Origin of the sequence: Streptomyces sp. NPDC090045 (genome assembly GCF_044747975.1) — a bacterium.
Classification (GTDB): domain Bacteria; phylum Actinomycetota; class Actinomycetes; order Streptomycetales; family Streptomycetaceae; genus Streptomyces.
In genome coordinates this window covers 1-23,542 of record NZ_JBIVFA010000023.1, presented here as the reverse complement: position 1 = coordinate 23,542, position 23,542 = coordinate 1, and the positions used below count along the sequence as shown (strand labels likewise).

Here is a 23,542-nt window from a genome sequence, read left to right as displayed (position 1 = left end):
GCGGACGGGCGTTCCGCGCTGCGGCCGGTCGTTGCCCAGCCCCCGGATCAACGCGAAGGTGCCCCCGGGCCGCACGTGCCGGGGGCACCCTGACGCCTCGTGCTACGGCGCGGTCACGGCCATGGCGTAGCCGAGCAGGCCCTCCTTCGAGTAAGGCCCTTCGCAGTCGGCTCTGTTGGAGACGAAGTGGTCGAAGACGGACGGGATGTAGCACCGATAGAGGGGCACCGAGCCCGGCACCGCCTTGGTGTACACGTATCCGACCGCGCCGAGGGGCTGTTGGCCCTCGCACCCCGGATCGGGGGTCAGCAGCGAGTGGTCCGCCGCCCTGCACTCGTAGAGCCGGACCGTACCGGGTGCGGGGTCCCGCAGCACCTTCCAGACCGCCTCGTGGGTGAATCCGGCCGGCAGGGGGCGTAAGGAGGCCAGGTGCCCGGCGTGGGGGAGGTAGCCGCGGACCAGGGGCGCGTAGGGGGTGGTGTGGCCCCGGGCGCCCTCCCAGGTGTGCAGGTAGCCCTCGGCGCCCTGCATGAGCTCGTCCACCACGTCCTGGCCGCCGGTCACCCGGATGTCCTCGATCCAGTCCGGTACGAGGCCGTAGTGGGTGCCGCCGCCGTCCGTGTTGACGTCCCAGACGCGCGAGCCGGTGACCTGCCGGTCGAGGACCGAGCCGCCGTCGGGGCTGCGGAAGGGGTACCGAACGGGGTTTCCGGCCGCGGCGCGGGGGCCGGGGAGCCAGGCGAAGCCGTTCATGTCGGTGCCGATGCCGTACCCGGCGCCGTACTTGGTGCGCAGGGCGGCGTGTTCGCGCGCCTCGGCGGTGAACGCGGGAGCCTCGTACATGTGGCCGGTGATGAAGCCGCCCAGGCGGTAGACGCGCTCGGTCCAGTTCTCGTCCATCCAGCCGTGCGTGGACAGGACACCGGGGTAGCGCTCGGCCTCGAGCACGCGCAGCGCCTGGTTCGCCGCCTTGACGCTCATGTGGTCGATCTCCAGCATCATGCTGCGTTTCATCATGCCCAGCACCGCGTACTCGCCCAGCGAGGTCAGGCCGCGGCGGTTGCACTGCGCTGCCTGCAAGGAGGCGTTGCCGTACTGCGGGAGTTCGACGCCTTCCGGCAGGGCGCCCCGGATCCGCGCCTCCGCCTCCGCCTGCGCTGGTGCCTGTGACGCTCCGGTGCTGCCGGTGCTGCCGGTGCTGCTGGTCTTGCTGGTGTGCTCGGCCGGCCCGGCGGTGAGCCCGAAGCCGATCGGGTTGTCGTGCTCGGGGCCGGGGCAGGGCTCCGTGCTCCAGAAGGTCCCGGTCGACAGGAACTGACCGGCGTTGATGGCCATGCCCTGGGTGCCCGAGTCGAACCGGACTCCGCACAGGGCGTTGTCGAACTTGTGGCACAGGAACATGCTGCGCACGCCCAGCCGGTGCAGTTCGTCCAGGCCGCGGTCGATGTCGGCCATGGTGCAGCGGGCGCTGTCCAGCACCTGCTTGCAGCCGAACGGTTCGGAGGTCTCCACCCCGAGGACGACGGCGAGCTTGCCCTCCTGGATGACCTTGCGCGCCTGGTCGGGCTCGGTGACGACCCGGAACCAGCCCTTGCCCGCCCCGCCGTACATGGCGTCGACGTAGGCCTGGAGTTCGTACGTCTTCTGGATCTGGAGCCTGATCGCGGTCATCTCGTCGCAGCCGCGGTCCTTGAAGAAGTACAGCGAGCAGATGACCCCGTTGGTGACCATGTCGTTCACCAGGATCCGCTGGCCGCCCCGCCAGGCCCGCTCCACCCAGGCGTAGTAGGTCTGCTGGTGGGTGGCGGAGTCATGGGCCGGCCAGTCTGCGAAGGTCGGCCAGCCGTTCGGGTCGTGCCGGCCGTCACCGCCCTTGGTGATCATGTCGAAGAGGGCGAGGACGCCGTTCGGGTAGTGCTCCGGGCAGTCCTTGAGGGCGTCCGCCGCCCCTGCAGCGGAGAAGACCTTTCCGCAGACCAGCCGTCCGCCGAAGCCCTCGTTGGACATCAAGTGGACGTGTGCGTCGACGTATCCGCGGACCCGGCCCCGGGCGTCGGTCCCGGTGAACGGCTCCCCGGTGACGTTGACCTGCGAGTCCGGGGCCGGGCGCGCCACGGGCTCCCACCACTGCGGGCCCGCAGACGCGCCGGCGGCCGAGGGGCCGAGTACCAGGGTGACCATCGCGAGGACCAGGCCGATTAACAGGTAGCGGCTTCGTCCGAAAGCTCTTCGTCGGTTCATCCCCATCCCTCCCATCTCTTTCACGAGGCGTTCATGACACTGCGGAGATGGTCATCGGGCGCCGGCCACCGGCCAGCGCGGTGGTGGGGGCCGGGCTCACCCCGAGTGGTGCTGCACCGCTCCCGCCGCATGGGCGCGGACCAGGTCCAGGTACTCCGCCGCCAGGCGGTGGCAGTCGCCGGGCCACCGAGCGGAGACGTAGTTGCCGTCCCTGACGGCGAAGCCGCGTCCGGGCCGCGCGGCGGTGTCGCGGACGGGCAGCGGAGGGCCGGCGAGGAAGTGGCGCGGATCGGCGAGGGCCGCGGTGACCTCCTGCTGCACGGTGGTGCGGTACGTGCGGTAGTAGCGCCCCAGCCAGAGACGCGTGAGGTTCCACCCCGTCAACTCCAGCAGGGAGGTGAGAGCTGTCGTCCGCCGGCCGTGGAGGACCGAGCGCCCGGTGGCGGGATCCTTGGCGCGGGCGGCGAGCAGTACGCCGTGGCAGACGGCCCCGACCGGCAGACCCTGGGTGAAGATCCGGGCGAACAGCTGCTGGGCGGTGGCGTCCTCGAGCAGCGTCCGCATGCCCGAGGCGTGGCCGCCGGGCACGAAGAGGCCCGTGATCTCGGCCGGGTCGACATCCGCGTACGATGCGGGGGCGAGGAAATGGGGGTCCTCGGTGAGGCGCCGGTAGGCGGCCAGTTCGGCGCGGCGGGTCATCAGCCAGGGCGACAGCCAGGAGAAGCCGAGGTCCGTGAGTCGGGGGTCGGCGAGCGCGACCTTCCCGCCGGGGGTTGCGAACCGCACCTCGAAGCCTGCGTCCCGCAATGCGGCCCAGGGCACCGCCGCCTCGGTCGGGTCGTAGTCGCCTGCGGGGAGCAGGAAGAGAATCACGGAGCACTCCTCTGGCGGTGGTGATCAGGGCAGCACGTTTCCCCGGCTTCCCTGGATGCTCCGGATTCCCCGGCATCCCGGCGTCCCGGCGTCCCGAGGGACCCTGATCCCCTCGGTGTCCGAAGGCCGACCTTAGGAGCCGCCCGCGGCCCCGTCATTCACTCGGGCGGCCAATGCGTTGACTTCCGAACCCTCCCCGGCGGTCGTCTCGCCGCGGCGGACGGTATTGACGGGGGTGGTGTGCCCGCATTGACTGGCGGCCGTGTCCACCCCCGAGTCGCCCTCCGTCACCGCGTCGTACGCCCTCGCCGTCCTGAGCGCGACGGGAAAGGGCAAGGGCGGGCCGTCCGGTTCCTGGGCCCTGCCCACGGACCGGCTGGAGTACGGAGAGATGCGCGCCCTGTGGGACGAGGTGCTCGACGCCCGGGACGCCGGCCCGCACACCGGGCTCCTCGTGGGCGACCGGATCCGGCCCGAAGGCCTGCACATCCTGGGCCACCTCGTCCTCACCTGCGCCAGCCTCGCGGACGCGGCGCTGGCCGCCGAGCGCTACCACCCCCTGGTGAGCCAGGCGGGCACGGTGACCCTGCGCCGTCGCGGCGGCATCGGCTGGATCTGCTACCGGCCGACCGTCGGCCCGGCCGCCATGCGCCCCCAACAGGTGGAGGCGGTCGTCAGCAGCATGGTGCGGGCAGCCCGCTGGATCGCCGGCGACGCCTGGGCGCCCCTGGCCGTGTCGTTCGCCCACCCCCGCGCGGGCTCGGCCGAGCCCTACACCCGTGTCCTCGGCTGCCCCGTCACCTTCGACGCCCCGGAGAACGCGATCACGGTCGCCGGCGAGGACCTCGACAGGCGCCGGCCCCTCTACGATCCCGCGCTCAACGCCCTGCACCGGGCCTACGCCGACCGACTCCTGCACCAGCTGTCCGCAGCCGCCGCCGCGACCGTGGCCGAGCGCGTACGGCAGTGGCTGGAGCGGGCCGCGCTCGAGGACGCGGGCCCCGAAGGCCCCGCCAAGGAGCTCAACCTCAGCGTCCGAACCCTGCGCCGGGCCCTGCACGCCGAGGGCACGTCATGGCGGGCGCTCCTCGACACCGCCCGCCACGGCCGGGCCAGGCGACTGCTGGAGACCACGGTCCTGCCGCTGGACCGGATCGCTCCCCTCGTCGGTCTGAGCGGCGCGACGGCCCTGGTCCGGGCCTTCACCCGGTGGGAGGGCATGCCGCCCGGGGCCTACCGCAGCCGGTACCGGCCACCCAAGTCCAGCGGGTGAGGAAGTTCACCGCGTCCGAGGCCCCGGCCAGCTGTCACCGTTGCTAGATTGTCCGGCGGCCGGATCCAAGGCCCCGGACGAGATGCGCCGTACCCGGTTACGCACGACGACGCGCGAGGTGCTGCACGAGCAGCGCCGTCCGCTGTCCGCACCCGGGCAGCGTCCGCGTCGAGCAGGATGGGCCGAACCCATGACCGTGCCACTCACCCGCAGCCTGTACCGGACCACCGCACATGCCGCCGGGGGCCGTACCGGATCCGTCCGCACGGACGACGGGCGCCTGGACGTCCGCCTCGCCCCGCCGCGCAAGAAGGTACCCGGCACCACCAACCCCGAGCAGCTGTTCGCGGCCGGCTTCGCCGCCTGCTTCACCTCCGCACTCGCGGAGGTCGCCGCCGAGTTCGGGGCGGATGCCTCCGCCGCGCACGTGGCCTGCGAAGTGCAGCTCGGCACTACGGACACGCCCGCGGGCTACGGCCTCGCGGTGGCCCTCACGGTCAGCCTGCCCGGGTGGCGGGCGGCGGACCTCGAGCCCCTGCTGCACCGGGCGGACGCGGTCTGCCCGTACGCGCAGGCGGTACGCGGCAACGTACCGCTGACGCTCCTGGCCGTGGACGACCCCGCCACCGATGACCGGTCCTGAGCCGGTGCCGGTGGACGGCGTCCCGGTACCCGATCACGGCGCCTGGCTGCGGCGCGGCATCAGCCGCAACGGCGGACCCCTGGTGGAGGACCGGGAAGTGGTGTGGCTGCAGGCGGGGTCGTACTACGCCGACAGCCGGGGCTTCGCCGGTACGACGTCCTTCGACGGCTCCCAGGTGCACTTCCACCACCTCACCGGCGAGCCCGGCGAGGACACCGGCACCTTCCGGTGGGAGGGGACGAACCTCGTCGAGCGGGGCACCAACCCGGACGGCAGCACCTTCCTGGAGATCTGGACCCCGCTCCCCGCCGCAGCCGGCGCCACAGGCTCCTGGTCCGGCCCGGACCACCACGTGGTGCGCGTCGGCCGGCACGTCGTGCACGTCGATTCCCGCGCGGGGACGTACTGGCGCCTGTGACCTCCCCGCGGTGGGGGTGCGGCGACCGCCATGAGCGGCATTGCCGGTGCCCACACCTGCTGAGCTGGGCCGGTGGCTGAACGGTCAGGCAAGCGCAGTCCCGGATGGCGATGTCACGTGTCACGCCTCTCTGCCGAGAAAGTCGAGGAGGATCTGGCGGCTGGTCTGGGAGGTGAGGCTGCCGTAGACGTCGTCGAAGGCGTGCTCGGCGAAGGGCAGTTCCTTCACCGTGCTGTCGACGCCATGCGCCCGGAGCGAGGCGCCGAACTCCCTGATGGTTTCGGAGCGGGCGCTGCGGTCACGGTCTCCCACGACGAGCAGGGTGCGCTGCAGGCCCTTCTGAATGTCGGTGGTGGGGGAGACCTCGCGGTAGCGCTCGGGGTATTGGGCAGGTGTGCCGCCGGTGAAGAGTTCCGCGGCTTCACGGGTGCCGGCGATGTCGTCCTTCCACATGGTGCTGACGTCGGTGCCGGGGTAGAAGCCCACGACGGAGTACGGGGGCTTGGGGGTGGCGGTACTGGTGGTACCGCCGGTGGCCTGCAGGGTGCCGTTCTGGAGGCGGTAGGCGGTGTTCATGGCGAGCGTGCCGCCGGCCGACATCCCGCCCAGTGAGATGCGCGAGGTGTCGATGCCGTACTGATCGGCGTGGTCCTGCACCCAGCCAAGGGCGGTCATGAGGTCTTGCGGTGCCTTGCCCCACGTGGGGCGGCCGGGGGAGGCCAGGCTGTAGTCGACGGCTATCACGGCCACACCGTGGTCCGCCAGCCAACGGCCGGTGCCCCGCAGGTCGCTCTTGTCGAAGGTGTGGAAGCCTCCGGCATGAGCGAGCACTATGGCCGGCACCCTGCGGCCCTGGCTCTTCTTGGCCAGGTATATGTCCGCTTCGAGTGACTCGCCGTCACGGGTGGCATAGATCTGCGTCATATCCGGCGTGGCGCCGCCCGGGTAGGCGAGCTGGGTGAATACCTGGCTGAAGGAGACCTTCGTACCGGCGTCGCGTGCGGCGGCGAACTGGATGCCGCTGATGACCAGTGCGGCGATGGCCGACAGAGCGGTCACCGCGGTGAGGATGCGACCCCAGCGCACCAGGCCGCTACGCCACGCCAGCATTCCCAGAGCCACACCGGTCAGGGCGAGGATCGCCAGGTGGAAGGGGTACTGTCCGCCGATGACCGGCCCGATCACGCCGGCCTTGGGTATGGCCGGAACGTATGCGCCCAGCACGATCGCGGCCGTCAGGAAGGCCAAGACGGAGGCGATCAAGGCGACAACGACACGGAGAAACCTCCTGGTCCTGCCAGGAGAAGTAGCCTGCGAGGCAGGTGCCGGGCGTTGGGTTACGGACATGGTTGCGTTCCTTGAGAGTGCGGAGTGCGGGAGGCGGATCTGCTCCCGGACGGACATCACAAGGTTCGCTTTCAGGGCCGGTGACCCGCGTCCCCCGGAGGGGCCAACCTGCGGCGTAGCTCTCCAGGGCTACGCCCGAGACATGAGGAACGACCGCACGAGAGATCCCAAGCCCTGCTGCGGGACGCGACGGGCCAACTGCCAGCAGGCACTGCCGCATGCGGCTGCTGGCCGGGGCCGCCCAGAGGCTGGGAGCGGTAGAGGTACGCCGGTCTACGGGGTGCTTCGCAGCGAGGGTGTCCGGCGGGCAGCGTTGCCGGGCGTGACCAGGCCGGTTTCGTAGGCGAAGACGGCGGCCTGGGTGCGGTCGCGCAGCTGCAGCTTTCGCAGGATGCGGCCCACATGGGTCTTGACCGTCTCCTCGGCGACGACCAGCACATGGGCGATCTCCGCGTTGGAGAGGCCCTGTGCCACCTGTGCGAGAACTTCGGTCTCGCGGTCGGTGAGGGCGTCGATGCGCACCCCGGTCGGCGGCTTGGCGCCGGGACTCACGCGGGAGAACTCCGCGACGAGTCGCATGGTGATGTCGGGCGCGAGCAGCGCCTCGCCCCGGGCCACCACCCTTACGGCCTCCGCGAGCTGGCTGCCCGAGGCGTCCTTGAGCAGGAAACCGGAGGCCCCGGCGCGCAGGGCCTCGTAGACGTACTCGTCAAGGTCGAAGGTGGTCAGGATGAGGATCTTCGTTGCCGTTCCGGGGGTGGACGTAATCTGACGGGTGGCCTCGATGCCGTCGAGACCGGGCATCCGAATGTCCATCACGATCACGTCGGGTGCCAGTTCCTCGGACCTGGCGACGGCCTGCGTACCGTCCTCGACGGTGGCAACGACCTCGATGTCGGGCTGGGCGCCGAGCAGGACGGAGAAGGCTTCCCGGACCATGGCCTGGTCGTCGGCGATGAGCACGCGGATGGTCATGCGTGGATCTCCTTGCCGGCAGCGCGCGAAGGAGAGGCGGGCAGGGCCGCGCTGACCTCGTAACCGCCGTCGGGGGTGGGGCCACATGCGAAATCGCCGCCGAGCATGGCGGCGCGCTCCCGCATCCCAATGACGCCGTGCCCGGAACCAGGTATGGGGGCAGCGGAGAGCGTGGCAGGACCGTTGACGACCCTCAGACACAACGCATCGCGAGCGTAGGTGAGTTCGATGCTGGTCTCGGCGCCGGGGGCATGGCGCAGAACGTTGCTGAGGGCTTCCTGGATGATGCGGTAGGCCGACAGCTCCACGCCCGGGGGCAGATGGCGGGCAGTGCCCTCGGTCCGGGTGGTGGTGTGCAGGCCGGCAGCTCGCACGTTGCCGAGCAGCCCATCGAGCTGCGCCAGCGAGGGCTGCGGGCTGGTGCCGGTCGCACTGCCGCCGGGGCCGTTCGATCGCAGAAGGCCGAGCATGCGGCGCAGTTCGGCCAGCCCTTCCAGCGCGTTCGCGCGGATCGACGCCAGCTCGGTGACCAGTTCTGGTGGGGGAGTCTGGACCCGGTAGGGCGCGGCATCGGCTTGGATGGAGATGAGTGACAGGTGATGGGCCACGACGTCATGCAGCTCGCGGGCGATCCGAGTGCGCTCTTCCAGGACAGTGCGCAGCGCCCGTTCCCGGGCCGTGGCGGCGATTTGCTCGGTGAGGCGGGCATGGTCCTCGCGACGGCCGCGTACCACGGCTCCGATGAGCACGGCCAGAGCGAACAGCGCGAGGGCCCCGGTGATCATCTTCCATGAGCCGACGGTACCGCCGGACAGCTTCAGCAGAACAGCCAGCACGCCGCTGAGCACGGCCGCCGTGATGACGGAGAACAAGCGCACCCGCAGCGCGAGAAGGAAGAGGACTCCGGCGTGCACCATCCACACGTATATCTGAGCGTTGTGGGCGGGTGGATACGCCAGCGTGATGCCGGTGACGAAGACCATCGACAGCCACCAGGTGGCCGCCGGCCATCGCAGTGCCACCACGAGCATGGCCGCGTGCCCGACGGCCAAGACCGGGTCGGTCGGGCCCGCCGCGGTGGCCGTCAGAACGGCAGCGAGGCACACGAGGCTGTGGGGCAGCCAGCGCAGCCAGCGGGGCCAGGCCAGCGGCGGCATAGGGAATGGTCGTGCGGTGATGAGGTCAGCCCGCAGGATGCGAAGGCTGGGGCGATCTGCCATCGCGGCGTTCGTCTCGGGCACGTGTCCATTATCGGCCATCGCAAGCACTCCGGTGGGGCAGGTCCGGAAGCGAGGCCTTCGGCGAACGTGCCGATACACGGTGGCGCGGTGACGAAGGTGGCCTGCCACCCGACTCAGCTGTGCGGATTGGTTTCACTCGTTCATGGCGCCTTCCATCCAAATGCTCATCCTCAAACGAAACTACGGAGCCACATCCCTGGTCGGCATCCCGCTGGAGAGCCACATCGGCAGGTAGCTCTTCAGAGGGACGAGACACCTACGGAGCAGGTCCACGACAGCGACCTGCCCTCAACGGGGGAAGTTCCACTGACGTGCTGTCACACATGCTGCCCGCCGTGTCGGCTGGCCTCCCGTGAGGATGCTGCATTGCGCGGACCCCCCGTAGGTTCGCCCGCCCCGCCCGCCCTGCCTGCCGTGTCCAGTGGTTGCGGCGGGCGCTCGCTCGGATGGCTGGTAGCTGTGTCGGCGGGTGCAACAGCTTCAGTTGCCTGGATTGGGGTCGGTGGTGGTTGTCGGGGTGGTTTGGGGGTGTGGGCGGAGCCGTCGCGGCCCTCTGAGGGGTGTGGCGGCTCCGCGTTGGGTTGGTGTCTGGGGGTTGGGGTCTGCTGTTTCAGTCTTGGACGGGTGCCTGCTGGGGGTGGGTTTGGCTGGAGGTGCTGGTGGCGGGGGTGTAGTAGACGGAGCGTCCTTGTTTGCTGCGTTCGAGGAGGCCGCGGGCGACGCCTTGTTCGAGGGTGTTGCGGATGACGGCTGGTTGGACTTTGCGGTCAGGGTGGGCGGTGGTGATGCTGTTGGTTACTTCGGCGGCGGATTTGGGTTCGTTTTGGCTGGTGATGGCGGCGGTGACGAGGTCGAGCCAGGAGGGGCGGTTTGTTTCCTTCTTTGCAGCCTTCTTCGTTTCGCTCTTGCCGGTGCTCTTGGTTGCGCGCGGGGCTTTCACCTCAGCGTCGGCGGCACCCGAAGGAGCGCTAGAGCCAGCGGCGATGGGGGCAGTGGCAGCGGTGGGGGTAGCGGCATCGGCTGTGGGGGTGGTGGCGGCCGCAACGGTGGGGGTGGTTTTGGGTTGCGGGGTTTTCTTCGGGGTGGGGGTGGCGCTACGTGCGGCTGGTACGGCGGTTCGGTTTGTGCGGGGTTTGGCGGCGGGTGCGGCGGTTGGCGTCGAGGGGATGCCGAGGGCTTCCTGCATTTTCAGTAGGATTTTTGCGTTTTCTTCGAGGTGTTGAAGTTCTTGTTGGAGGCGGTGGAGTTCGGTGCGGGTGTGTTGTTGTGCGGTGTGGTTGGCGGTCAGGTCGTTGGCGATTTGTTGTGCGTAGTCGTCTTTGATGCGGGTGGCGTCGTGGGGTGTGGTCATGGGTTCCTCGGTTTGTGCCGGAGGGGCGTGTGTGAGGCGATGGTACGCATCTGTGTGTGTCCGTGAGGCGGTATCGCATACCTGTCATCCCTCAACTGTGTTCCTGTAGGCGGCGGTACGGGTGTTGTGCTAGGCGCCGGCCATCTCGTTTCCCTCCGTTGTGCTGTGGGGTTTGGCGGGTTGCCGGTCAGCTGTACGTGTGCGGAGGCGTGTGGAGGTTGTTGTCGCGGCGGCGTGTCGGCAGGGATGGTGTGGGGTCTCTTCTGCAGGGTTCCCGCCAGGGTTCGGCGGCTTTCTGCGTCTGACGTGGGAGAGTGCGGATCCCGCCCGCAACACCCACTCCCGCTCCACCACCATTTCCGCTGTCCCTGCGCCCGTCGTCTTCGCTTGCGCTGTCCCCGGACCTGCTGTTTCGGCGTCGTGTGTCCCTGTGCCCGTTCTGTTTTGGTGTTCGTTGTTTCCGTGCCGGGGGTGGTGTCCTTGTGCTGTTCGGCCGCGCCGGGGTGGCGGGTGCGGCGGTGCGGCGGTGCGGCGGTGCGGCAGGCAGGTACGGCGGTGCGGTGCGGCGGGCGCTGTGTGGGCTCGTCGGGCATGGCGGTGGGTGTGTGTTTGGTTGCGGTGGGTGGGGTTTGGGTGGGGTGGGGGTGAGGCGGCCCATAGGGCCCATGTCACATACGAGGTGGGTTAGTAGTTTCCGGAGGGCTTGCCGCGGCCTCCTTGGGCTGGCTTCTACCTGCACGGATCCTTCTTGTGCTGGTGTGGGGTCGCTGGGCCCTGGCTGCGAGGCTGGCTAGTAGGTGGGGTCGTTGCCAGGTGGTCGGGGTGGTCGGTAGAACTGGATGTGTCGCCGGGCGGCGTGGGTGTTTCACCCGCCGTCTGCGGATCCCCTCTCTCTTGTGTGAGTGGTTCACGCATGTTTTCGGCATGCCGCGACCGTCCTTGTTGCCTTCGGAAGGTTTATCCGTGTCCAACACTGTCATCCGCCGCATTGCCGTTTCGAAGAAGGCCCTCGCGGGTTCCGTCCTCGCCCTGGGCGTTGCCGGTTCCATGCTTGCCGCGGTTCCCGCGCAGGCCGCGCCGATGAGTGCCAAGGCGATCGCGCAGCAGATGATCAAGGACCCGGCCCAGTTTGCCGCCTTCGACAAGATCATCTCGCATGAGAGTGGCTGGGACCACACCGCGACCAACGCTTCTTCCGGTGCTTATGGCCTGGCTCAGGCTCTGCCGGCGTCGAAGATGGCTTCCGCGGGTGCGGACTGGAAGACCAACCCGGCCACGCAGATCAAGTGGGGCCTGGACTACATGAACGAGCGTTACGGCAGCCCCGTGGGTGCCTGGAACTTCTGGTCCGCGAACCACTGGTACTAAACCGTAGGCGGACAGTCGGTGTATCAAGACGCCCGGCCGGGATTGTTTTCCGGCCGGGCGTCTTCGCGTCTGCAGCCGCCCCCCAGGCCTGCAGGCCGCCCCCCGAGTCTTCGGGTCGCCTACGGGCCCTCCCGGCCCTGGGCCGCCGGGCCCCCGGAGTCCCGGAGCCGTCGGGCCCCGGGCTGTGGAGCCCTCCGGTCTGCCGGGCCCCTAGGTCGTCGAGCCTGGAGCCCCCGAGCCCCGAGCCCCCAAGCCCCTGGGCCTCTGGGCCGTCGGGTCGTCGGGTTGTCGGGTTGTCGGGTTGTCGAGCCTTCGGTCTCCGAGCTGTCGAGCCCGAGTCCCTGGGCCGCCGAGCTGTCGGGCTGTCGGGCTGTCGAGTCGTTGGGCTGTCGGGCCCGGGTCGCTGTTGGACCTGTGGGCTGTCGGGTCGCTGGGTCCCGAGCCGTCGAGGTGCCGTGTCCCAGAGCTGTCGGGCTGCCGGGTCGTCGAGCTGTCGCCCCCGGGGCGCCGCCCGCCCGCCCCCCGGAGCTGGCGGGCCCGGAGTTCTGGGGCTGCCGAGCTGCCAGGGTGCCGGGCCTTCGGGTCCCCGAGTTGTTGAGCGCTGGAGTCCCTGGCCCTCGGGCCGTCGAGCCGTCGAACCTCAGAGCCGCTGGTCCCCGGGCCGTCGTCGTCTCCCTCGGGGTGTCGTGCCGAACCCTGGAGTCCCTGGGCCCTCGGGCCGTCGAGGTGTCGGGTCACTGCGCCCCGGGGCCGCCGCTGTGCCACTGAGCTGTCGGGCCTCAGAGCCGCTGGCCCTCGGGCTGTCGGGCTGCCGAGCGCCCGGGCCTCCGGGCTGCTGGGCTCCGGTGTCCCCGAGCTGTGGTGCTGCCGAGTTGTTGGGCCGCCGGGCCCCGGGTTGCTGTTGGACTTCTGGGCTGTCGTGTCCCGGAGCCGCCACCCCCGGCTCCTGCGCTGTCGAGTCGCTGGGCTGCCGGCTCTCGGGCCGTCGGGCTGCCGAGTTCCCGGGCTCCGAGTTGTTGAGGCCGAGTTCCTGAGCCGTCGGGCCTGCGGGCTGCTGGGCTCCCGTGCTGCTGGGCTCCCGTGCCGTCGGGCTCCCGTGCCGTCGGGCCTCAGAGCTGTCGGGCCTTTGAGTTGTCGAGCCGCTGGGGCGCAGAGTCGCCGGGTCCTCCGAGCTCTCTGAGCCTGCCCGAGCCCTGAGCCGCCCCCGCCCCTTGGCGTTCCCGGGTCGTCGAGCTGATGCGGATCTCGACTTTTCCCCAGGGCTGCTCTTGGTTCCCCAGTCGGTTGCTGTCGGCAAGGGGATCGGGGCCGCCCGATCGTGGAGTGTGTGGGCCGTGCCGAGCGGTCAAGGGCGCCTACGGCGGCGCTCCGCGCTGGGCTGCGCCCACCCTGGACAGATCGCCCCGCCCCTGGACCTGGCTGGCTATCGGGCGGCCCCTCCGCTGTGGCGCCGCGACCGCAGGTCAGCGTCCAGGGGGTGGGGAACTTGGGTGAGCAGGTCTGTCCCACCCCCGAGCATGGGGTGGGGAGATTCGTCGAGCCCCATCAGAGCCCGGGGCTGTGGAGCTGTTGAGCCTCCGAGCTGTTGAGTCCTGGAGTTTTTGGGCCGTCGAGCCGTCGAGCCGTCGAACCTCAGAGCCGCCGGCCTCCGGGTCGTCGGCACCGGAGTTCCCGAGCCGTCGAGGTGTCGGGCCCCTGGGGGCCCGGGTCGCCGCCGGGCGGTCGAGCGGTCGAGTTTTCGGGCCGGAGTCCCTGGGCCCCCGAGCTGTCAGGACGCCGGGTTCCTGGGCCACCGGGCTGTCGAGGCCTGGGGTCCCCGGGTTGTGGAGGCCTGGGGTCCCTGGGTTGTGGAGCCGTCGAGCCTTCGGGCTTGGAGCTGTCGGGCCCCTTGCGGTCTCGAGCCGCAGAGCCGCGGAGCCGCAGAGTCGCCGGGTTCTGCGGGCTCTCTGAGTCTTCTCGGGCCTTTCGGGCCCTGGGCCGCCCCCGCCCCCGCCCCTTGGCGTTCCCGGGGTGTCGAGCCCTGGGCTGTGCAGCCGTGGAGATGCTGGGTTCCGAGCCCGCGAAGTGTCGAGTCCTGAGCCGTCGATGTGTTGAGCCCTGGAGTCCCTGGGCTGCCAGGTCGTCGGGCTGTTGGGTCCCTGAGCTGCCGGGCTGCCGCCGGCCCCCGGGGTTCCTGGCTGCTGGGCTGTCAGGTTGCCGGGCTGTCGGGTTCCCGGGCTGTGGGGTTGCCGCCGGGCACCTGAGCGGCCGGGCCCCTGGGCTGCCGGGCTCTGGGGCGTCGGGCCTACGGGCCTGCGGGCTGCCGGGTTGCAGGGCTTTTGGGCCGTTGATGGCGGTGCTTGAAGACGGCTGTGGCGGGTGTTTCGTGAGGGTCGTGGCGGCTGGGTGAGGGTGAGGGTGCGCAAGGGAGTGAGGGAGGCTCGGCCGTATGGTGTGGGTGTCTGAGGAGATGGGTTGCTCGTCACCCTTGTAGCCCTGTTGTTGCTGGTGCCTTCGTGGTTTAGGCGGTGCTTGTTTTGTCGTTGATCTGGAAGGTGATGACGTCGACTTCGTCGGTTGCCGCCAGGTCTGGGTAGTGGCTCTTGAGGCCTTCGCGGAGTTGGGTTGCGGTTGTCAGCCCCTCGGCTTGGGCGTCTTGGTTGGTGAGGTCGCTGACCAGGCAGTGCCTGATGCCGGTCACTTCTGCCGGCAGGACGACTTCGGGGTCGCTTTCGAACACCAGTCGTGCCGGCCCGAGCTGGGCGGGGTCCCGGAAGCGGGTGGTTTTGGTCTTGGTGCCTGAGCGGACGTCTTCAAGGTAGCGGGGGTTGAACCGGATGATCGGGGGACCGGCCGTCTCGGGGTCTTGGTAGAGCGAGGGGTCGAGACCGTTCATGCCTTGCGGGGTCCATCGCTGGGTCAGCGGCATCAGGTCGGCGGCGAGAACGGACCTGGGCCCCGCGGGCGTGGGCACGATGACGCGCATGGTGGGGTAGTAGTCCACGAACACCTGCCGATCACGTCCGCACGGGCCGATGACGCCGCGCCCGTGGTTTCCCACGGCAACGATGCAGCGCATCTGGCGGGCGCCCTGGGCTCGTGCGGCTCCCAGAGCCACGAGTTCGGCGCAGGGTCCGCCGGTGAAGTGGTAGAGGTTCACGCCGGCGAACATCCGGTAGTCGGCGGCCATGACCGCGGCGCCCATCGTGTGGATCCCGTCTTCGTCGGGCCCGGCGTCGGTATGCGCGTCTATGGTGCGGCGTGCCAGCTCCACGAGCTCACGCTCGTCATCATCGAGAGCTCGTGCAGATGACGGTATGTACACGTTTTCGGCCTTCCGTTTCGTCAGCATTCTCCAAGATCATTTCACGCCGTGCAGGTGGGCTCCACGGGATTTCGGCTGCCTTGACCGGGCCCCTATGTGTGGTCCCGTGGGCAGGGATGGTGCGGCCTGGCTGAGGCTGATCGTGGTTCACGGACGAGGATCCCGGGCCGCGGCTCTGTCGCGGTTGTGGTGGCTGTGGTGGGGTGGATGTCGGTATGCCACTGCCGGACCCGGGCCAGGAGCGGTCCGTCCGGTGGGCCGCTCGGCTCCGGCAAACCGGTCAACGCGGCCAGGGACGCGGGGTCGGACGGCGCCCTGGTGCTGGTCCGTCTTGCCGGTCTCGACATCTTCGTGCAGGCAGACGCGGTGCTGGTGGGCAGTTCAGTTCGTTCGAGGGCACGGGCGAGTGAGTGCAGCAGGTGTCACCTGTCGGCCACCTTCGATCGCGTCGGGTGCCGCGCGGGAGGAGGCGTGGCTGAAGGTGCTGCACCAATCTCGGCAGATGGCCTTGATTTCGGGGTGATCGGCGAGCGGCGGAGGGGCGGGCGGGGCGTGGGGCGTGGGGGGTGGGGAGGCGCCGGGCCGGCGAAGAGCGCGGACCGGCAGCCGGTGCCCGGCCCGTAGTCGGCTTCCAGCAGTCGGTCTACGGCCGGCGGTCGCCCCCCCGGCACACGTCCGGCGGTCGGCGCCTGGCTCGCGGTCGGTGCCCGGCTGTTTACTGGTGTTTTGTGTCTGCCGTTCTTGGCCGGGGTGGGTTTCGTGGGGTTTTTCTTGACCGGTTTCGGTCGAGGATCCAGGCGCCTGTGCCTACCAGCACGGCCGCGCCGGCTCCGTACAGGGGCAGCCACAGGGTTGTTGTGGAGGCCAGGCATTCGGCTACGGCTTTGCGGCGCTGGGTCTGCTGTGCGTACGTCACGGCGGCGGTGTCGTGATCGGCCAGGTCCGCGACGGCCGTCCGGGTGCGGATGACCTCGTACCTGCCGAGTTCCTCGCATCCGCTGCGGGTGGCGGGCATCGGGAACAGCCAGTCCCAGCGCTGCATCATGGGGGCCAGCGCGATCGCCACGCACAGGCCGACGACCAGCGCGTAGGCGACCAGCGTGCGCATGTATGGCGTCCGGAGGCCGGGCTTCCATGCGGGCTGCCCGCGGAAGGCGAAGACGACTGCGAACAGGGTCACCCCGATGTAGGTGGCGAACCACTGCCAGGAACCCTGCGCGAGTGCGAAGGTCAGTACTGCGGCGAGTCCGATGCCGATGACCCCGGCCTGACCGCTGCCGTCATCGCCCGCTCCGGCCGGTCCGGGCCGTCGGGGTTCTTCAGGGCCGGGCTCGCTCACGGGCCCCTCCTGCAGGGTGGGAGGCATCGCCCTCAGCATCCGCCGGGCGCCGCCGCGAGGCCCGGGCGCCATGCCGGGGACGGGTTCGGATGGCAGGTGGATGGCGCCCGGATGGGGGAGCCGCACCGGTGATGTCCTGTCAGGACACGGTGTGGCAGCCGGAATCGGGCCGACCCCCTCCATATCCCCGGCCCCCGGTACATCCCGGCCTCGGCCTCGGTGTCAGTCTCGGCGGGCATCGCGTACGTTTCAAGGCGTTAGGGACCCGCACGGCGAATGCCGAGGCCCGGGCCAAGTCCACGCGCGGCCACGCCGGGTGGGCGTGCTCGCGGACCTCGTCGACGACGGCCGACGCCGTGACCGCAGGGCACCGCCGCCGTCACCGCCGAGGACCAGGCGATGGCCGGCCTGCTGCGCGCGGCCGGCGGTGTGCTGGAGGGCGGCTGATGGTCTCCGGGCCCGGGCCGGGGGCAGGCCGGCCCGCGCAAGTGGCGTATCGCGGCCGAGCATGCGGGCGCCGTGGTCAGGCAGCGCGACGGCCTCGCCTCTCTGCGCACGTCAGGACATCGCTCGCACGATCTGGTGGTGCTGGGTGGGCCGGGCCGGTTTAACCGGACGCGCGGCCACGCAGCGGTCCGTGAGGCACACCGACGACTGACTGCGAGATGTCCGCGCCGGTCCTGCGCGCGTCGGCCAGGGCCTGCGACGACCTGGCCGCGGCGATCACGGCAGCGCAGCAGGGCCTGAACAGTGCCCTGGACTACGCCGTACCCGTGCCGCACCTGTCGACGGCAGCGGCCGGTTCCCGTGCTGCCCTGCCTCGTCATGGCGCTGCAGGGCAGCACGGGCAGGCCGGTGCTGGCGATCCTGTGGCAGGAACAGCAGTGGTACCAGAACGTCAGCCCCGGCCTGACCTGGCCTCTGGCCCAGGCGGGAAACGGATCTTCGGCGGCGTTGACGCCGAAGCCGAGCCGGGTGCCGACCGGGTTTTGAGTGCGCCATGGCCGGCGACGTGATCGCCGCTCTGGCCAGGGGTGGCTTCGACTGTTCGGCTCGGACGTCACCTGTGAGGTGCAGCACCGTGGAACGACCGTCTGCCACCACATCCCGGTACGGCCGGGGCGAGGTCGGGGATTTGTTTGCGGCTGGGCGCCGGGCCTGCCGGCACACCGTCGTCGCTGTTGGGAACTGGTTCGTGTGGGTGTGGCCCGGGGCCTGTGCCTACGCCTGCGTCTGCGATATGGCGGTGGTGCTGCCCGCCGCGATGGTCCTGGAACCGCTCGCGGAGAAGCAGGAGAAGTGGCAGGAGGAGTAGGGGAGTAGGGCCCCGTTCGGCTGTGTGGGGTGTGGCAGCGCTGGGTGGGAGGGGTGTCGTCGGTGCGGGTTTCGTGGGCAGGTGTGGACAGTGGTGGGCAGGGGTCGGGTCCTGTGGGGGGTGGAGAGTGGACAGTGCCCGGGCGGAGGCTGTGTGCCACACACCTGTACATCCGTGCATCTGTGCATTCGTTTTAGGGAGTGATGGTCATGGTGTTCCGTCCGATTCGTTTGTTGATGGTGGTGAGTGCTGCGGCGGCTTTGTGTGCTGCTGCTGCGACCGTCTCCGCCGCCGCGCCCGCCCCCACCACCGCCACTGTGTCCGCTTCCGGTTCCGGCGTGCCGGCTGTGTGGGATGCCGGTCGGGGTGTGCCGCGGGTCGTGAGCGCGTGGGCGCGGGCCTGGAATGGCGGCGACCCTCAGGCTCTCGGTGCGTTGTTCACTGCCGATGGCACCTATACCGATGAGGCCGTGGGGGTCACTTTCCGTGGGCGGGGGGAGATCGCCGGGTGGAAGGCACGCGCCGACACTCTGATCGACCATGTTCACGTCACCGTTCGTACCGCCCGTGTTCAGGGGGACCGTGTCACCGTCCAGGCCGTCTACTCCGGCCATCTCAAGGGCGCGCCCAGGCCGTTCGCGGTGGCGATGACCACCGTCCTGGGTCTGGATCGCGGCCACTGCCGGATCGTCTTCGACCAGGACCACTACAGCCTGGCCGAGGTCCTGTCCCAGTCCGGGCTGCCCGCCGACTGGACCCCGCCCGCCGCCTGACCGAGGGGGCCGGCCGCTCGAGGACCACTCGAAGGCGGCTCGAACCGTCCACCGCCGCGGACCCCCGCGCCCGTATGATCCCCATGACTTGACGATTCGATGACCCGTTCCCGAAGAATCGATGACCGACAGACTTGGCGGACGGACGGACAGGGGGACGCACGATGGAGACGGCACGCTTGGCCTCGCTGATCGCCGCCACGCTCACCACGGGGCTGGTCAGTGGTCTCTTCTACGGTTTCTCCGTTTCCGTGATGCCGGGTCTGAAGCGCACGGACGACCGTACGGTCATCGAGGTCATGCAGCGCATCAACGTGGCCATCCTGAACGGCTGGTTCGTCCTCGGCTACATCGGGGCGTTCCTGTTCACCGCGCTGGCGCTGGCCCTGCACGTGCCCTCGGACGGCCGTGACGTGCTGGTGCCGCTGATCGCGGCCCTGGTCTGCTACATCGTGTCGATGGGTGTCACCAACAAGGTGAACATCCCGCTCAACAACATGCTGGAGAAGGCCGGTCCCATCGACCGGATCCCCGACCCCGCGGCCGTCCGCCGTGCCTTCGAGGGCCCCTGGGCGCGTGCGAACGTGTGGCGGACCCTGCTGTGCACGGCCTCCGTCGGTTTCCTGTGCTGGGCGCTGTACCTGCACGGTCAGGCCGGCTGATCCCGCTGATCCCGGGGACGGGCCGGGTCTGCCCCCGGTCTGCCCCTCGTCTGTCCTTCGGCCGCCGTCCCCCCGGCCGGCCGGAGGCAGGATGCGCGAAGTCCCCCGGCCGCCGAGGCCGGGGGACTTCGTGGTGATGCCGTGGGGGAGGGGTGAGGGGTTCGGGCCGTGGTTCAGCGGGTGGCGCGGCCGTACAGGACCAGGGCGCGGGAGAGGGCGGTGAGGGCCGCCGTGCACAGCAGGGTGCGGATGATGTTGGTGGAGACCCAGGTGCTCTTGAACTTGTCGACGATGGAGAAGTCCGTGAGTTTCGCCGCGTCACCGGCGTCGGCGAGTTCGTTGTTGAGGGGGATGTTCACGGAGAAGGTGATCATCAGGACGAGGAAGTAGGCCACGGTGGCCGCCCCGACCCAGATCGCCACGGTGCGGCGGCCCTTGCGGAACTCGATGACCGCGGAGGCGGCGGAGGCGAGCAGGGCGAGGACGAAGGCCATGCCGAAGAGTCCGTTGCCGTCGATCGCCGCGTTGAAGTTCTGCATGGCGGTGACGTAGGTGCGTTCGTCGCCCGCCGCCAGACCCGGCATCACCGAGACGTCGAAGGCGAAGAACAGGCCGGCCATCAGGCCCATGAGGATGGTGGAGACCAGCAGGAGGGCGGTGGCCGCCTTCCCCCGCTCGGCCGAAACGGACGCAGGCGCGGGCGCGGGGGGTTGGGGCTGGGTCTGGGGCGGGGTGTAGGGGCCGGGCTGGGGCTGGTACGGGCTCGGGCCTCCGGCGGTGTAATGCTGGGGGCCGCCGGCCGGGTTGGGGTTCATGGGACATCCTCGTCTGGGGTGGTGGGAGCAGTGCTCTTTCGGCACGGACATCCGATCGTGACACTCCCGGGGACACCCGGCCATGGGCTTTCCACCGGCTCTCGAGCAGGCCTCGAGAGCCGGTGGCTCGATCTTTTCGGCCACAGATCAGGAGCTGATCAGGGAGGGGTCAGTAGCGGTAGTGGTCCGGCTTGTACGGGCCCTCGACCCGGACGCCGATGTACGCGGCCTGCTCGGGGCGCAGGGTGGTCAGGCGGACGCCGAGGGCGTCGAGGTGGAGGCGGGCGACCTTCTCGTCCAGGTGCTTGGGGAGCACGTAGACCTCGGTCGGGTACTCCTCGGGCTTGGTGAAGAGCTCGATCTGGGCCAGGGTCTGGTCCGCGAAGGAGTTCGACATCACGAACGAGGGGTGGCCGGTGGCGTTGCCCAGGTTCAGCAGACGGCCCTCGGACAGCACGATGAGGACCTTGCCGTCGGGGAACTTCCAGGTGTGGACCTGCGGCTTGACCTCGTCCTTGACGATGCCGTCGATCTTCGCGAGGCCGGCCATGTCGATCTCGTTGTCGAAGTGGCCGATGTTGCCCACGATGGCCTGGTGCTTCATCTTGGCCATGTCGGCGGCCATGATGATGTCCTTGTTGCCGGTCGTGGTGATGAAGATGTCGGCGGTCTCGACGACGTCGTCGAGGGTGGCGACCTGGTAGCCGTCCATCGCCGCCTGCAGCGCGCAGATCGGGTCGATCTCGGTGACGATGACCCGGGCGCCCTGGCCGCGCAGCGACTCCGCGCAGCCCTTGCCGACGTCGCCGTAGCCGAAGACCACGGCCGTCTTGCCGCCGATGAGGACGTCGGTGGCACGGTTGATGCCGTCGATCAGGGAGTGGCGGCAGCCGTACTTGTTGTCGAACTTCGACTTCGTCACCGCGTCGTTCACGTTGATCGCCGGGAACAGCAGCGTGCCCTCCGACATCATCTCGTACAGGCGGTGGACACCGGTGGTGGTCTCCTCCGTCACGCCGCGGATCCCGGACGCCAGCGCCGCCCAGTCGAGGGAGGTCTTGTGCAGCAGGTCCAGGACCAGGGCCATTTCCTCATTGTCCGCGGTGGACGGGTCCGGAACACTGCCCGCCTTCTGGTACTCGACCCCCTTGTGGACCAGGAGAGTGGCGTCACCGCCGTCGTCGAGGATCATGTTCGGGCCCGCGTGACCGGGCCAGGTCAAAGCCTGCTCCGTGCACCACCAGTACTCCTGGAGCGTCTCGCCCTTCCAGGCGAAGACGGGGATCCCGGCGGCGGCTATCGCCGCGGCCGCGTGGTCCTGCGTCGAGTAGATGTTGCACGACACCCAGCGCACCTCGGCACCGAGCGCCACCAGCGTCTCGATCAGGACGGCCGTCTGCACGGTCATGTGCAGGGAGCCGGTGATGCGGGCACCGGCCAGCGGCTGCGCCTGGGCGTACTCGCGGCGGATCGACATCAGACCGGGCATCTCGTGCTCGGCCAGGGTGATCTCCTTGCGGCCGAAGTCCGCGAGTGAGAGATCGGCGACCTTGAAGTCCATGGGTTCTACTCCGTGATGGTGGTGGCTGGGTTCCCGCTGACGTTCCGGCTGATGTTCCCGCCGACGTGCAGGTTCGGGGTCGGGGTCGGGGTTGGGGTCGGGTTGAGGTTTTTGTGGATGTCCAGAGTCGCGGTGGACTTGTTGAGGGTGATGTAGTGCAGGCCCGGCGCACCCTCGGCGAGCAGACGCTCGGCCATGACGGTCGCGTACTCGACACCGATGCGGTGGCCGGCCGCCGCATCGTCCTTCGCCGCCTCCAGCCGCTGGGCCAGCGCGGCCGGGAAACGGGCGTCGCTGAGCTCGGCGAAGCGCCGGATCTGGCGGAAATCGGTGGCCGGCATGATCTCGGGGATGACCGGTGTCAGACAGCCCACCGCGGCGAGCCGGTCGCGCAGGCGCAGGTAGTCCTCGGCGTGGAAGAACATCTGGGTGATGGCGTAGTCGGCGCCGGCCCGGCACTTCGCGGCGAAGTGCCGGATGTCCTCGCTCCAGCCCGGCGAGCGGGGATGACGCTCGGGGAACGCCGCCACCCCCACCGTGAAGTCACCCAACTGACGTATCAAAGTGACCAGTTCATGGGCGTGGGTCAGCCCGTCCGGATGCGGCGTCCACTGCCCCTTCGGATCGCCGGGCGGGTCACCGCGCAGGGCGAGCACGTCACGGATGCCCGCATCCGCGTACTGGCCGATGATGTGGCGCAGCTCGGCGACCGAGTGCCCCACCGCCGTCAGGTGCGCGACCGGGCGCAGCGTGGTCTGCGCCGCGATGCGCTTGGTGACCTCCACGGTCCGGTCACGGGAGGAGCCGCCGGCCCCGTAGGTGACGGAGACGAAGGACGGCGCGAACGGCTCGATCCTGCGGATCGCCGCCCACAGGGTGCGCTCCCCGGCGTCGGTCTTCGGCGGGAAGAACTCGAACGAGAACGTCCGCCGGCCCTGGGACAGCAGCTCGCGGACCCCGCCGGCGGCGGGCGTGGCGGTGCGGGGGCGGTCGGTGGTGGCGGCCAGGGCAGCCGGCATGTCGGGCTCCTTTCCAACTCATCCGGTCTCAGCGTGCGTTGAAGTACGACGCCTCGGGGTGGTGGATCACGATCGCGTCGGTGGACTGCTCCGGGTGGAGCTGGAACTCCTCCGACAGGTGGACGCCGATCCGCTCCGGCTGCAGAAGGCCGGCGATCTTCGCACGGTCCTCCAGGTCGGGGCAGGCGGGATAGCCCAGCGAGTAGCGGCAGCCCTGGTACTCGGTGCGGAACATGCCGTCCATGGACAGCGGATCGGATCCGGCGATACCCAGCTCGGTGCGGACCCGGGAATGCCAGTACTCGGCCATGGCCTCGGCGAGCTGCACGGACAGGCCGTGCAGCTCCATGTACTCGCGGTAGGAGTCGGCGGCGAACAGCCGGGCCGTCTCCTCACCGATCCGGCTGCCGACGGTGACGACCTGGAAGCCCACGACGTCGGTTTCCCCGCTGTCCTCGGAGCGGAAGAAGTCCGCCAGGCACAGGCGGCGGCCGCGGCCCTGGCGGGGGAAGGTGAAACGGGTCCGCTCGGATCCGTTCTCGTCGAGGACGATCAGGTCCTCGCCCTTGGAGACGCACCGGAAGTAGCCGTGCACCACGGCCGCCTCCAGCAGAGCGCCGGTGTGCAGGCGCTCCAGCCAGCCGCGCAGCCGGGGCCGCCCGTCGCTCTCGATGGTGTCGGTGTCCTTCAAACCCCACTGGCCCTTGAACAGAGCCGTCTCGTCCAGCCAGGAGGCGTACTCCTTGAGCGGGATGCCCTTGACGACACGGGTGCCCCAGAACGGCGGGTCGGGCACCGGGTTGTCGACGGCGACGTCGGAGCGGCCGCCGGGCTGTGGCTGCGCCGCCGGCAGCGGCGTATCCCGCTTGGCGACACGGCGCTGCTTCAACGGCGGCAGGACCACGCCGGGAACACCGCGTTTGACTCCCATCAGGGCGTCCATGAGGCGCAGGCCTTCGAAGGCGTCGCGGGCGTAGCGGACTTCGCCTTCGTAGATTTCGTGGAGGTCTTGTTCGACGTAGGC

General features: G+C 69.9%; 20 protein-coding genes and 1 riboswitch. Of the genes, 8 read left to right on the top strand and 12 right to left on the bottom strand.

Features of this window, described 5'->3' with window-relative positions; all coding sequences use genetic code 11:
• Positions 1 to 102: 102 nt before the first annotated feature.
• Both ACIPYQ_RS38045 and ACIPYQ_RS38040 read right to left on the bottom strand, forming a co-directional pair.
• Positions 103 to 2,241 (bottom strand): hypothetical protein, encoded by a 2,139-nt coding sequence (locus ACIPYQ_RS38045; protein ID WP_401258885.1) that lies wholly within the window; start codon positions 2,239 to 2,241, stop codon positions 103 to 105.
• 96 nt (positions 2,242 to 2,337) lie between these two features.
• Entirely contained in the window at positions 2,338 to 3,114 is a 777-nt protein-coding gene (locus ACIPYQ_RS38040) for a type 1 glutamine amidotransferase domain-containing protein (RefSeq protein ID WP_401258882.1), read from the bottom strand.
• A gap of 262 nt (positions 3,115 to 3,376) precedes the next feature.
• On the opposite strand from ACIPYQ_RS38040, the gene ACIPYQ_RS38035 reads away from it, so the two are divergent.
• From ACIPYQ_RS38035 to ACIPYQ_RS38025, 3 genes are all read left to right on the top strand, one after another.
• A complete protein-coding gene (locus tag ACIPYQ_RS38035) occupies positions 3,377 to 4,387 on the top strand; it encodes an AraC family transcriptional regulator ligand-binding domain-containing protein (protein WP_401258881.1) in 1,011 nt (336 codons plus the stop codon).
• Positions 4,388 to 4,441: 54 nt separating this feature from the next.
• Positions 4,442 to 4,503: riboswitch (guanidine-III (ykkC-III) riboswitch) on the top strand.
• 74 nt (positions 4,504 to 4,577) lie between these two features.
• Positions 4,578 to 5,030 (top strand): Ohr family peroxiredoxin, encoded by a 453-nt coding sequence (locus ACIPYQ_RS38030; RefSeq protein WP_401258879.1) that lies wholly within the window; start codon positions 4,578 to 4,580, stop codon positions 5,028 to 5,030.
• The gene (locus ACIPYQ_RS38025; protein WP_401258877.1) at positions 5,017 to 5,448 is read left to right on the top strand and encodes a hypothetical protein; all 432 of its coding nucleotides are present in this window, start codon (positions 5,017 to 5,019) and stop codon (positions 5,446 to 5,448) included. The genes ACIPYQ_RS38030 and ACIPYQ_RS38025 overlap by 14 nt, the downstream gene beginning before the upstream one ends.
• 120 nt (positions 5,449 to 5,568) lie before the next feature.
• Here the strand turns inward: ACIPYQ_RS38025 and ACIPYQ_RS38020 are convergent, their stop codons facing one another.
• The 4 genes from ACIPYQ_RS38020 to ACIPYQ_RS38005 all read right to left on the bottom strand — a co-directional run bounded on the left by ACIPYQ_RS38020 (position 5,569) and on the right by ACIPYQ_RS38005 (position 10,362).
• Positions 5,569 to 6,711: an alpha/beta hydrolase gene (locus ACIPYQ_RS38020; RefSeq protein ID WP_401258875.1), complete on the bottom strand. Its 1,143-nt coding sequence runs from the start codon at positions 6,709 to 6,711 to the stop codon at positions 5,569 to 5,571.
• A gap of 357 nt (positions 6,712 to 7,068) precedes the next feature.
• Positions 7,069 to 7,770, bottom strand: coding sequence for a response regulator (locus ACIPYQ_RS38015; protein WP_401258872.1), 702 nt, complete (start codon positions 7,768 to 7,770; stop codon positions 7,069 to 7,071).
• A complete protein-coding gene (locus ACIPYQ_RS38010; RefSeq protein WP_401258871.1) occupies positions 7,767 to 9,011 on the bottom strand; it encodes a sensor histidine kinase in 1,245 nt (414 codons plus the stop codon). The genes ACIPYQ_RS38015 and ACIPYQ_RS38010 overlap by 4 nt, the downstream gene beginning before the upstream one ends.
• 610 nt (positions 9,012 to 9,621) lie before the next feature.
• On the bottom strand, positions 9,622 to 10,362 hold the full coding sequence (locus ACIPYQ_RS38005) for a hypothetical protein (protein ID WP_401258869.1): 741 nt from the start codon (positions 10,360 to 10,362) through the stop codon (positions 9,622 to 9,624).
• A 924-nt stretch (positions 10,363 to 11,286) separates the two neighbouring features.
• Between ACIPYQ_RS38005 and ACIPYQ_RS38000 the strand changes: the two genes are divergently transcribed.
• Positions 11,287 to 11,730 (top strand): transglycosylase SLT domain-containing protein, encoded by a 444-nt coding sequence (locus ACIPYQ_RS38000; protein ID WP_401258868.1) that lies wholly within the window; start codon positions 11,287 to 11,289, stop codon positions 11,728 to 11,730.
• 2,500 nt (positions 11,731 to 14,230) lie between these two features.
• Here the strand turns inward: ACIPYQ_RS38000 and ACIPYQ_RS37995 are convergent.
• Together ACIPYQ_RS37995 and ACIPYQ_RS37990 are read right to left on the bottom strand one after the other, a co-directional pair.
• Positions 14,231 to 14,983, bottom strand: coding sequence for an ASCH domain-containing protein (locus ACIPYQ_RS37995; RefSeq protein ID WP_401258866.1), 753 nt, complete (start codon positions 14,981 to 14,983; stop codon positions 14,231 to 14,233).
• A 766-nt stretch (positions 14,984 to 15,749) separates the two neighbouring features.
• Complete coding sequence (locus tag ACIPYQ_RS37990; RefSeq protein ID WP_401258865.1) at positions 15,750 to 16,373, bottom strand: hypothetical protein; 624 nt, start codon at positions 16,371 to 16,373, stop codon at positions 15,750 to 15,752.
• An 825-nt stretch (positions 16,374 to 17,198) separates the two neighbouring features.
• On the opposite strand from ACIPYQ_RS37990, the gene ACIPYQ_RS37985 reads away from it, so the two are divergent.
• From ACIPYQ_RS37985 to ACIPYQ_RS37970, 4 genes are all read left to right on the top strand, one after another.
• Positions 17,199 to 17,366: a hypothetical protein gene (locus tag ACIPYQ_RS37985; RefSeq protein WP_401258864.1), complete on the top strand. Its 168-nt coding sequence runs from the start codon at positions 17,199 to 17,201 to the stop codon at positions 17,364 to 17,366.
• A gap of 88 nt (positions 17,367 to 17,454) precedes the next feature.
• A complete protein-coding gene (locus ACIPYQ_RS37980; protein WP_401258863.1) occupies positions 17,455 to 17,688 on the top strand; it encodes a hypothetical protein in 234 nt (77 codons plus the stop codon).
• Between the two features lie 209 nt (positions 17,689 to 17,897).
• Positions 17,898 to 18,461, top strand: a complete 564-nt coding sequence (locus ACIPYQ_RS37975; RefSeq protein ID WP_401258861.1) for a nuclear transport factor 2 family protein — start codon at positions 17,898 to 17,900, stop codon at positions 18,459 to 18,461.
• Between the two features lie 164 nt (positions 18,462 to 18,625).
• The gene (locus ACIPYQ_RS37970) at positions 18,626 to 19,123 is read left to right on the top strand and encodes a DUF1772 domain-containing protein (RefSeq protein ID WP_401258859.1); all 498 of its coding nucleotides are present in this window, start codon (positions 18,626 to 18,628) and stop codon (positions 19,121 to 19,123) included.
• A 173-nt stretch (positions 19,124 to 19,296) separates the two neighbouring features.
• On the opposite strand, the gene ACIPYQ_RS37965 is transcribed toward ACIPYQ_RS37970, so the two are convergent.
• From ACIPYQ_RS37965 to ACIPYQ_RS37950, 4 genes are all read right to left on the bottom strand, one after another.
• Positions 19,297 to 19,938, bottom strand: coding sequence for a DUF1772 domain-containing protein (locus tag ACIPYQ_RS37965; protein ID WP_401258857.1), 642 nt, complete (start codon positions 19,936 to 19,938; stop codon positions 19,297 to 19,299).
• A 169-nt stretch (positions 19,939 to 20,107) separates the two neighbouring features.
• Positions 20,108 to 21,499, bottom strand: coding sequence for an adenosylhomocysteinase (ahcY, locus tag ACIPYQ_RS37960; protein WP_401258855.1), 1,392 nt, complete (start codon positions 21,497 to 21,499; stop codon positions 20,108 to 20,110).
• 5 nt (positions 21,500 to 21,504) lie between these two features.
• Positions 21,505 to 22,518 (bottom strand): methylenetetrahydrofolate reductase [NAD(P)H], encoded by a 1,014-nt coding sequence (metF, locus tag ACIPYQ_RS37955; RefSeq protein ID WP_401258852.1) that lies wholly within the window; start codon positions 22,516 to 22,518, stop codon positions 21,505 to 21,507.
• A gap of 28 nt (positions 22,519 to 22,546) precedes the next feature.
• Positions 22,547 to 23,542 (bottom strand): vitamin B12 dependent-methionine synthase activation domain-containing protein (locus ACIPYQ_RS37950; protein ID WP_401258851.1); only part of this gene is annotated, 996 nt, incomplete at its 5' end.

Excerpts from the sequence above, each read along its gene's own strand:
- ACIPYQ_RS38030 (WP_401258879.1), top strand. The coding sequence starts at position 4,578 with ATGACCGTGCCACTCACCCGCAGCCTGTACCGGACCACCGCACATGCC.
- ACIPYQ_RS37970 (WP_401258859.1), top strand. The coding sequence starts at position 18,626 with ATGGAGACGGCACGCTTGGCCTCGCTGATCGCCGCCACGCTCACCACG.
- ACIPYQ_RS37965 (WP_401258857.1), bottom strand. The coding sequence starts at position 19,938 with ATGAACCCCAACCCGGCCGGCGGCCCCCAGCATTACACCGCCGGAGGC.
- ACIPYQ_RS37985 (WP_401258864.1), top strand. The coding sequence starts at position 17,199 with ATGGCGCTGCAGGGCAGCACGGGCAGGCCGGTGCTGGCGATCCTGTGG.
- ACIPYQ_RS38025 (WP_401258877.1), top strand. The coding sequence starts at position 5,017 with ATGACCGGTCCTGAGCCGGTGCCGGTGGACGGCGTCCCGGTACCCGAT.
- ACIPYQ_RS38005 (WP_401258869.1), bottom strand. The coding sequence starts at position 10,362 with ATGACCACACCCCACGACGCCACCCGCATCAAAGACGACTACGCACAA.
- ACIPYQ_RS38000 (WP_401258868.1), top strand. The coding sequence starts at position 11,287 with ATGCCGCGACCGTCCTTGTTGCCTTCGGAAGGTTTATCCGTGTCCAAC.
- ACIPYQ_RS38015 (WP_401258872.1), bottom strand. The coding sequence starts at position 7,770 with ATGACCATCCGCGTGCTCATCGCCGACGACCAGGCCATGGTCCGGGAA.
- ACIPYQ_RS38045 (WP_401258885.1), bottom strand. The coding sequence starts at position 2,241 with ATGAACCGACGAAGAGCTTTCGGACGAAGCCGCTACCTGTTAATCGGC.
- ahcY (WP_401258855.1), bottom strand. The coding sequence starts at position 21,499 with ATGGACTTCAAGGTCGCCGATCTCTCACTCGCGGACTTCGGCCGCAAG.
- metF (WP_401258852.1), bottom strand. The coding sequence starts at position 22,518 with ATGCCGGCTGCCCTGGCCGCCACCACCGACCGCCCCCGCACCGCCACG.
- ACIPYQ_RS37975 (WP_401258861.1), top strand. The coding sequence starts at position 17,898 with ATGGTGTTCCGTCCGATTCGTTTGTTGATGGTGGTGAGTGCTGCGGCG.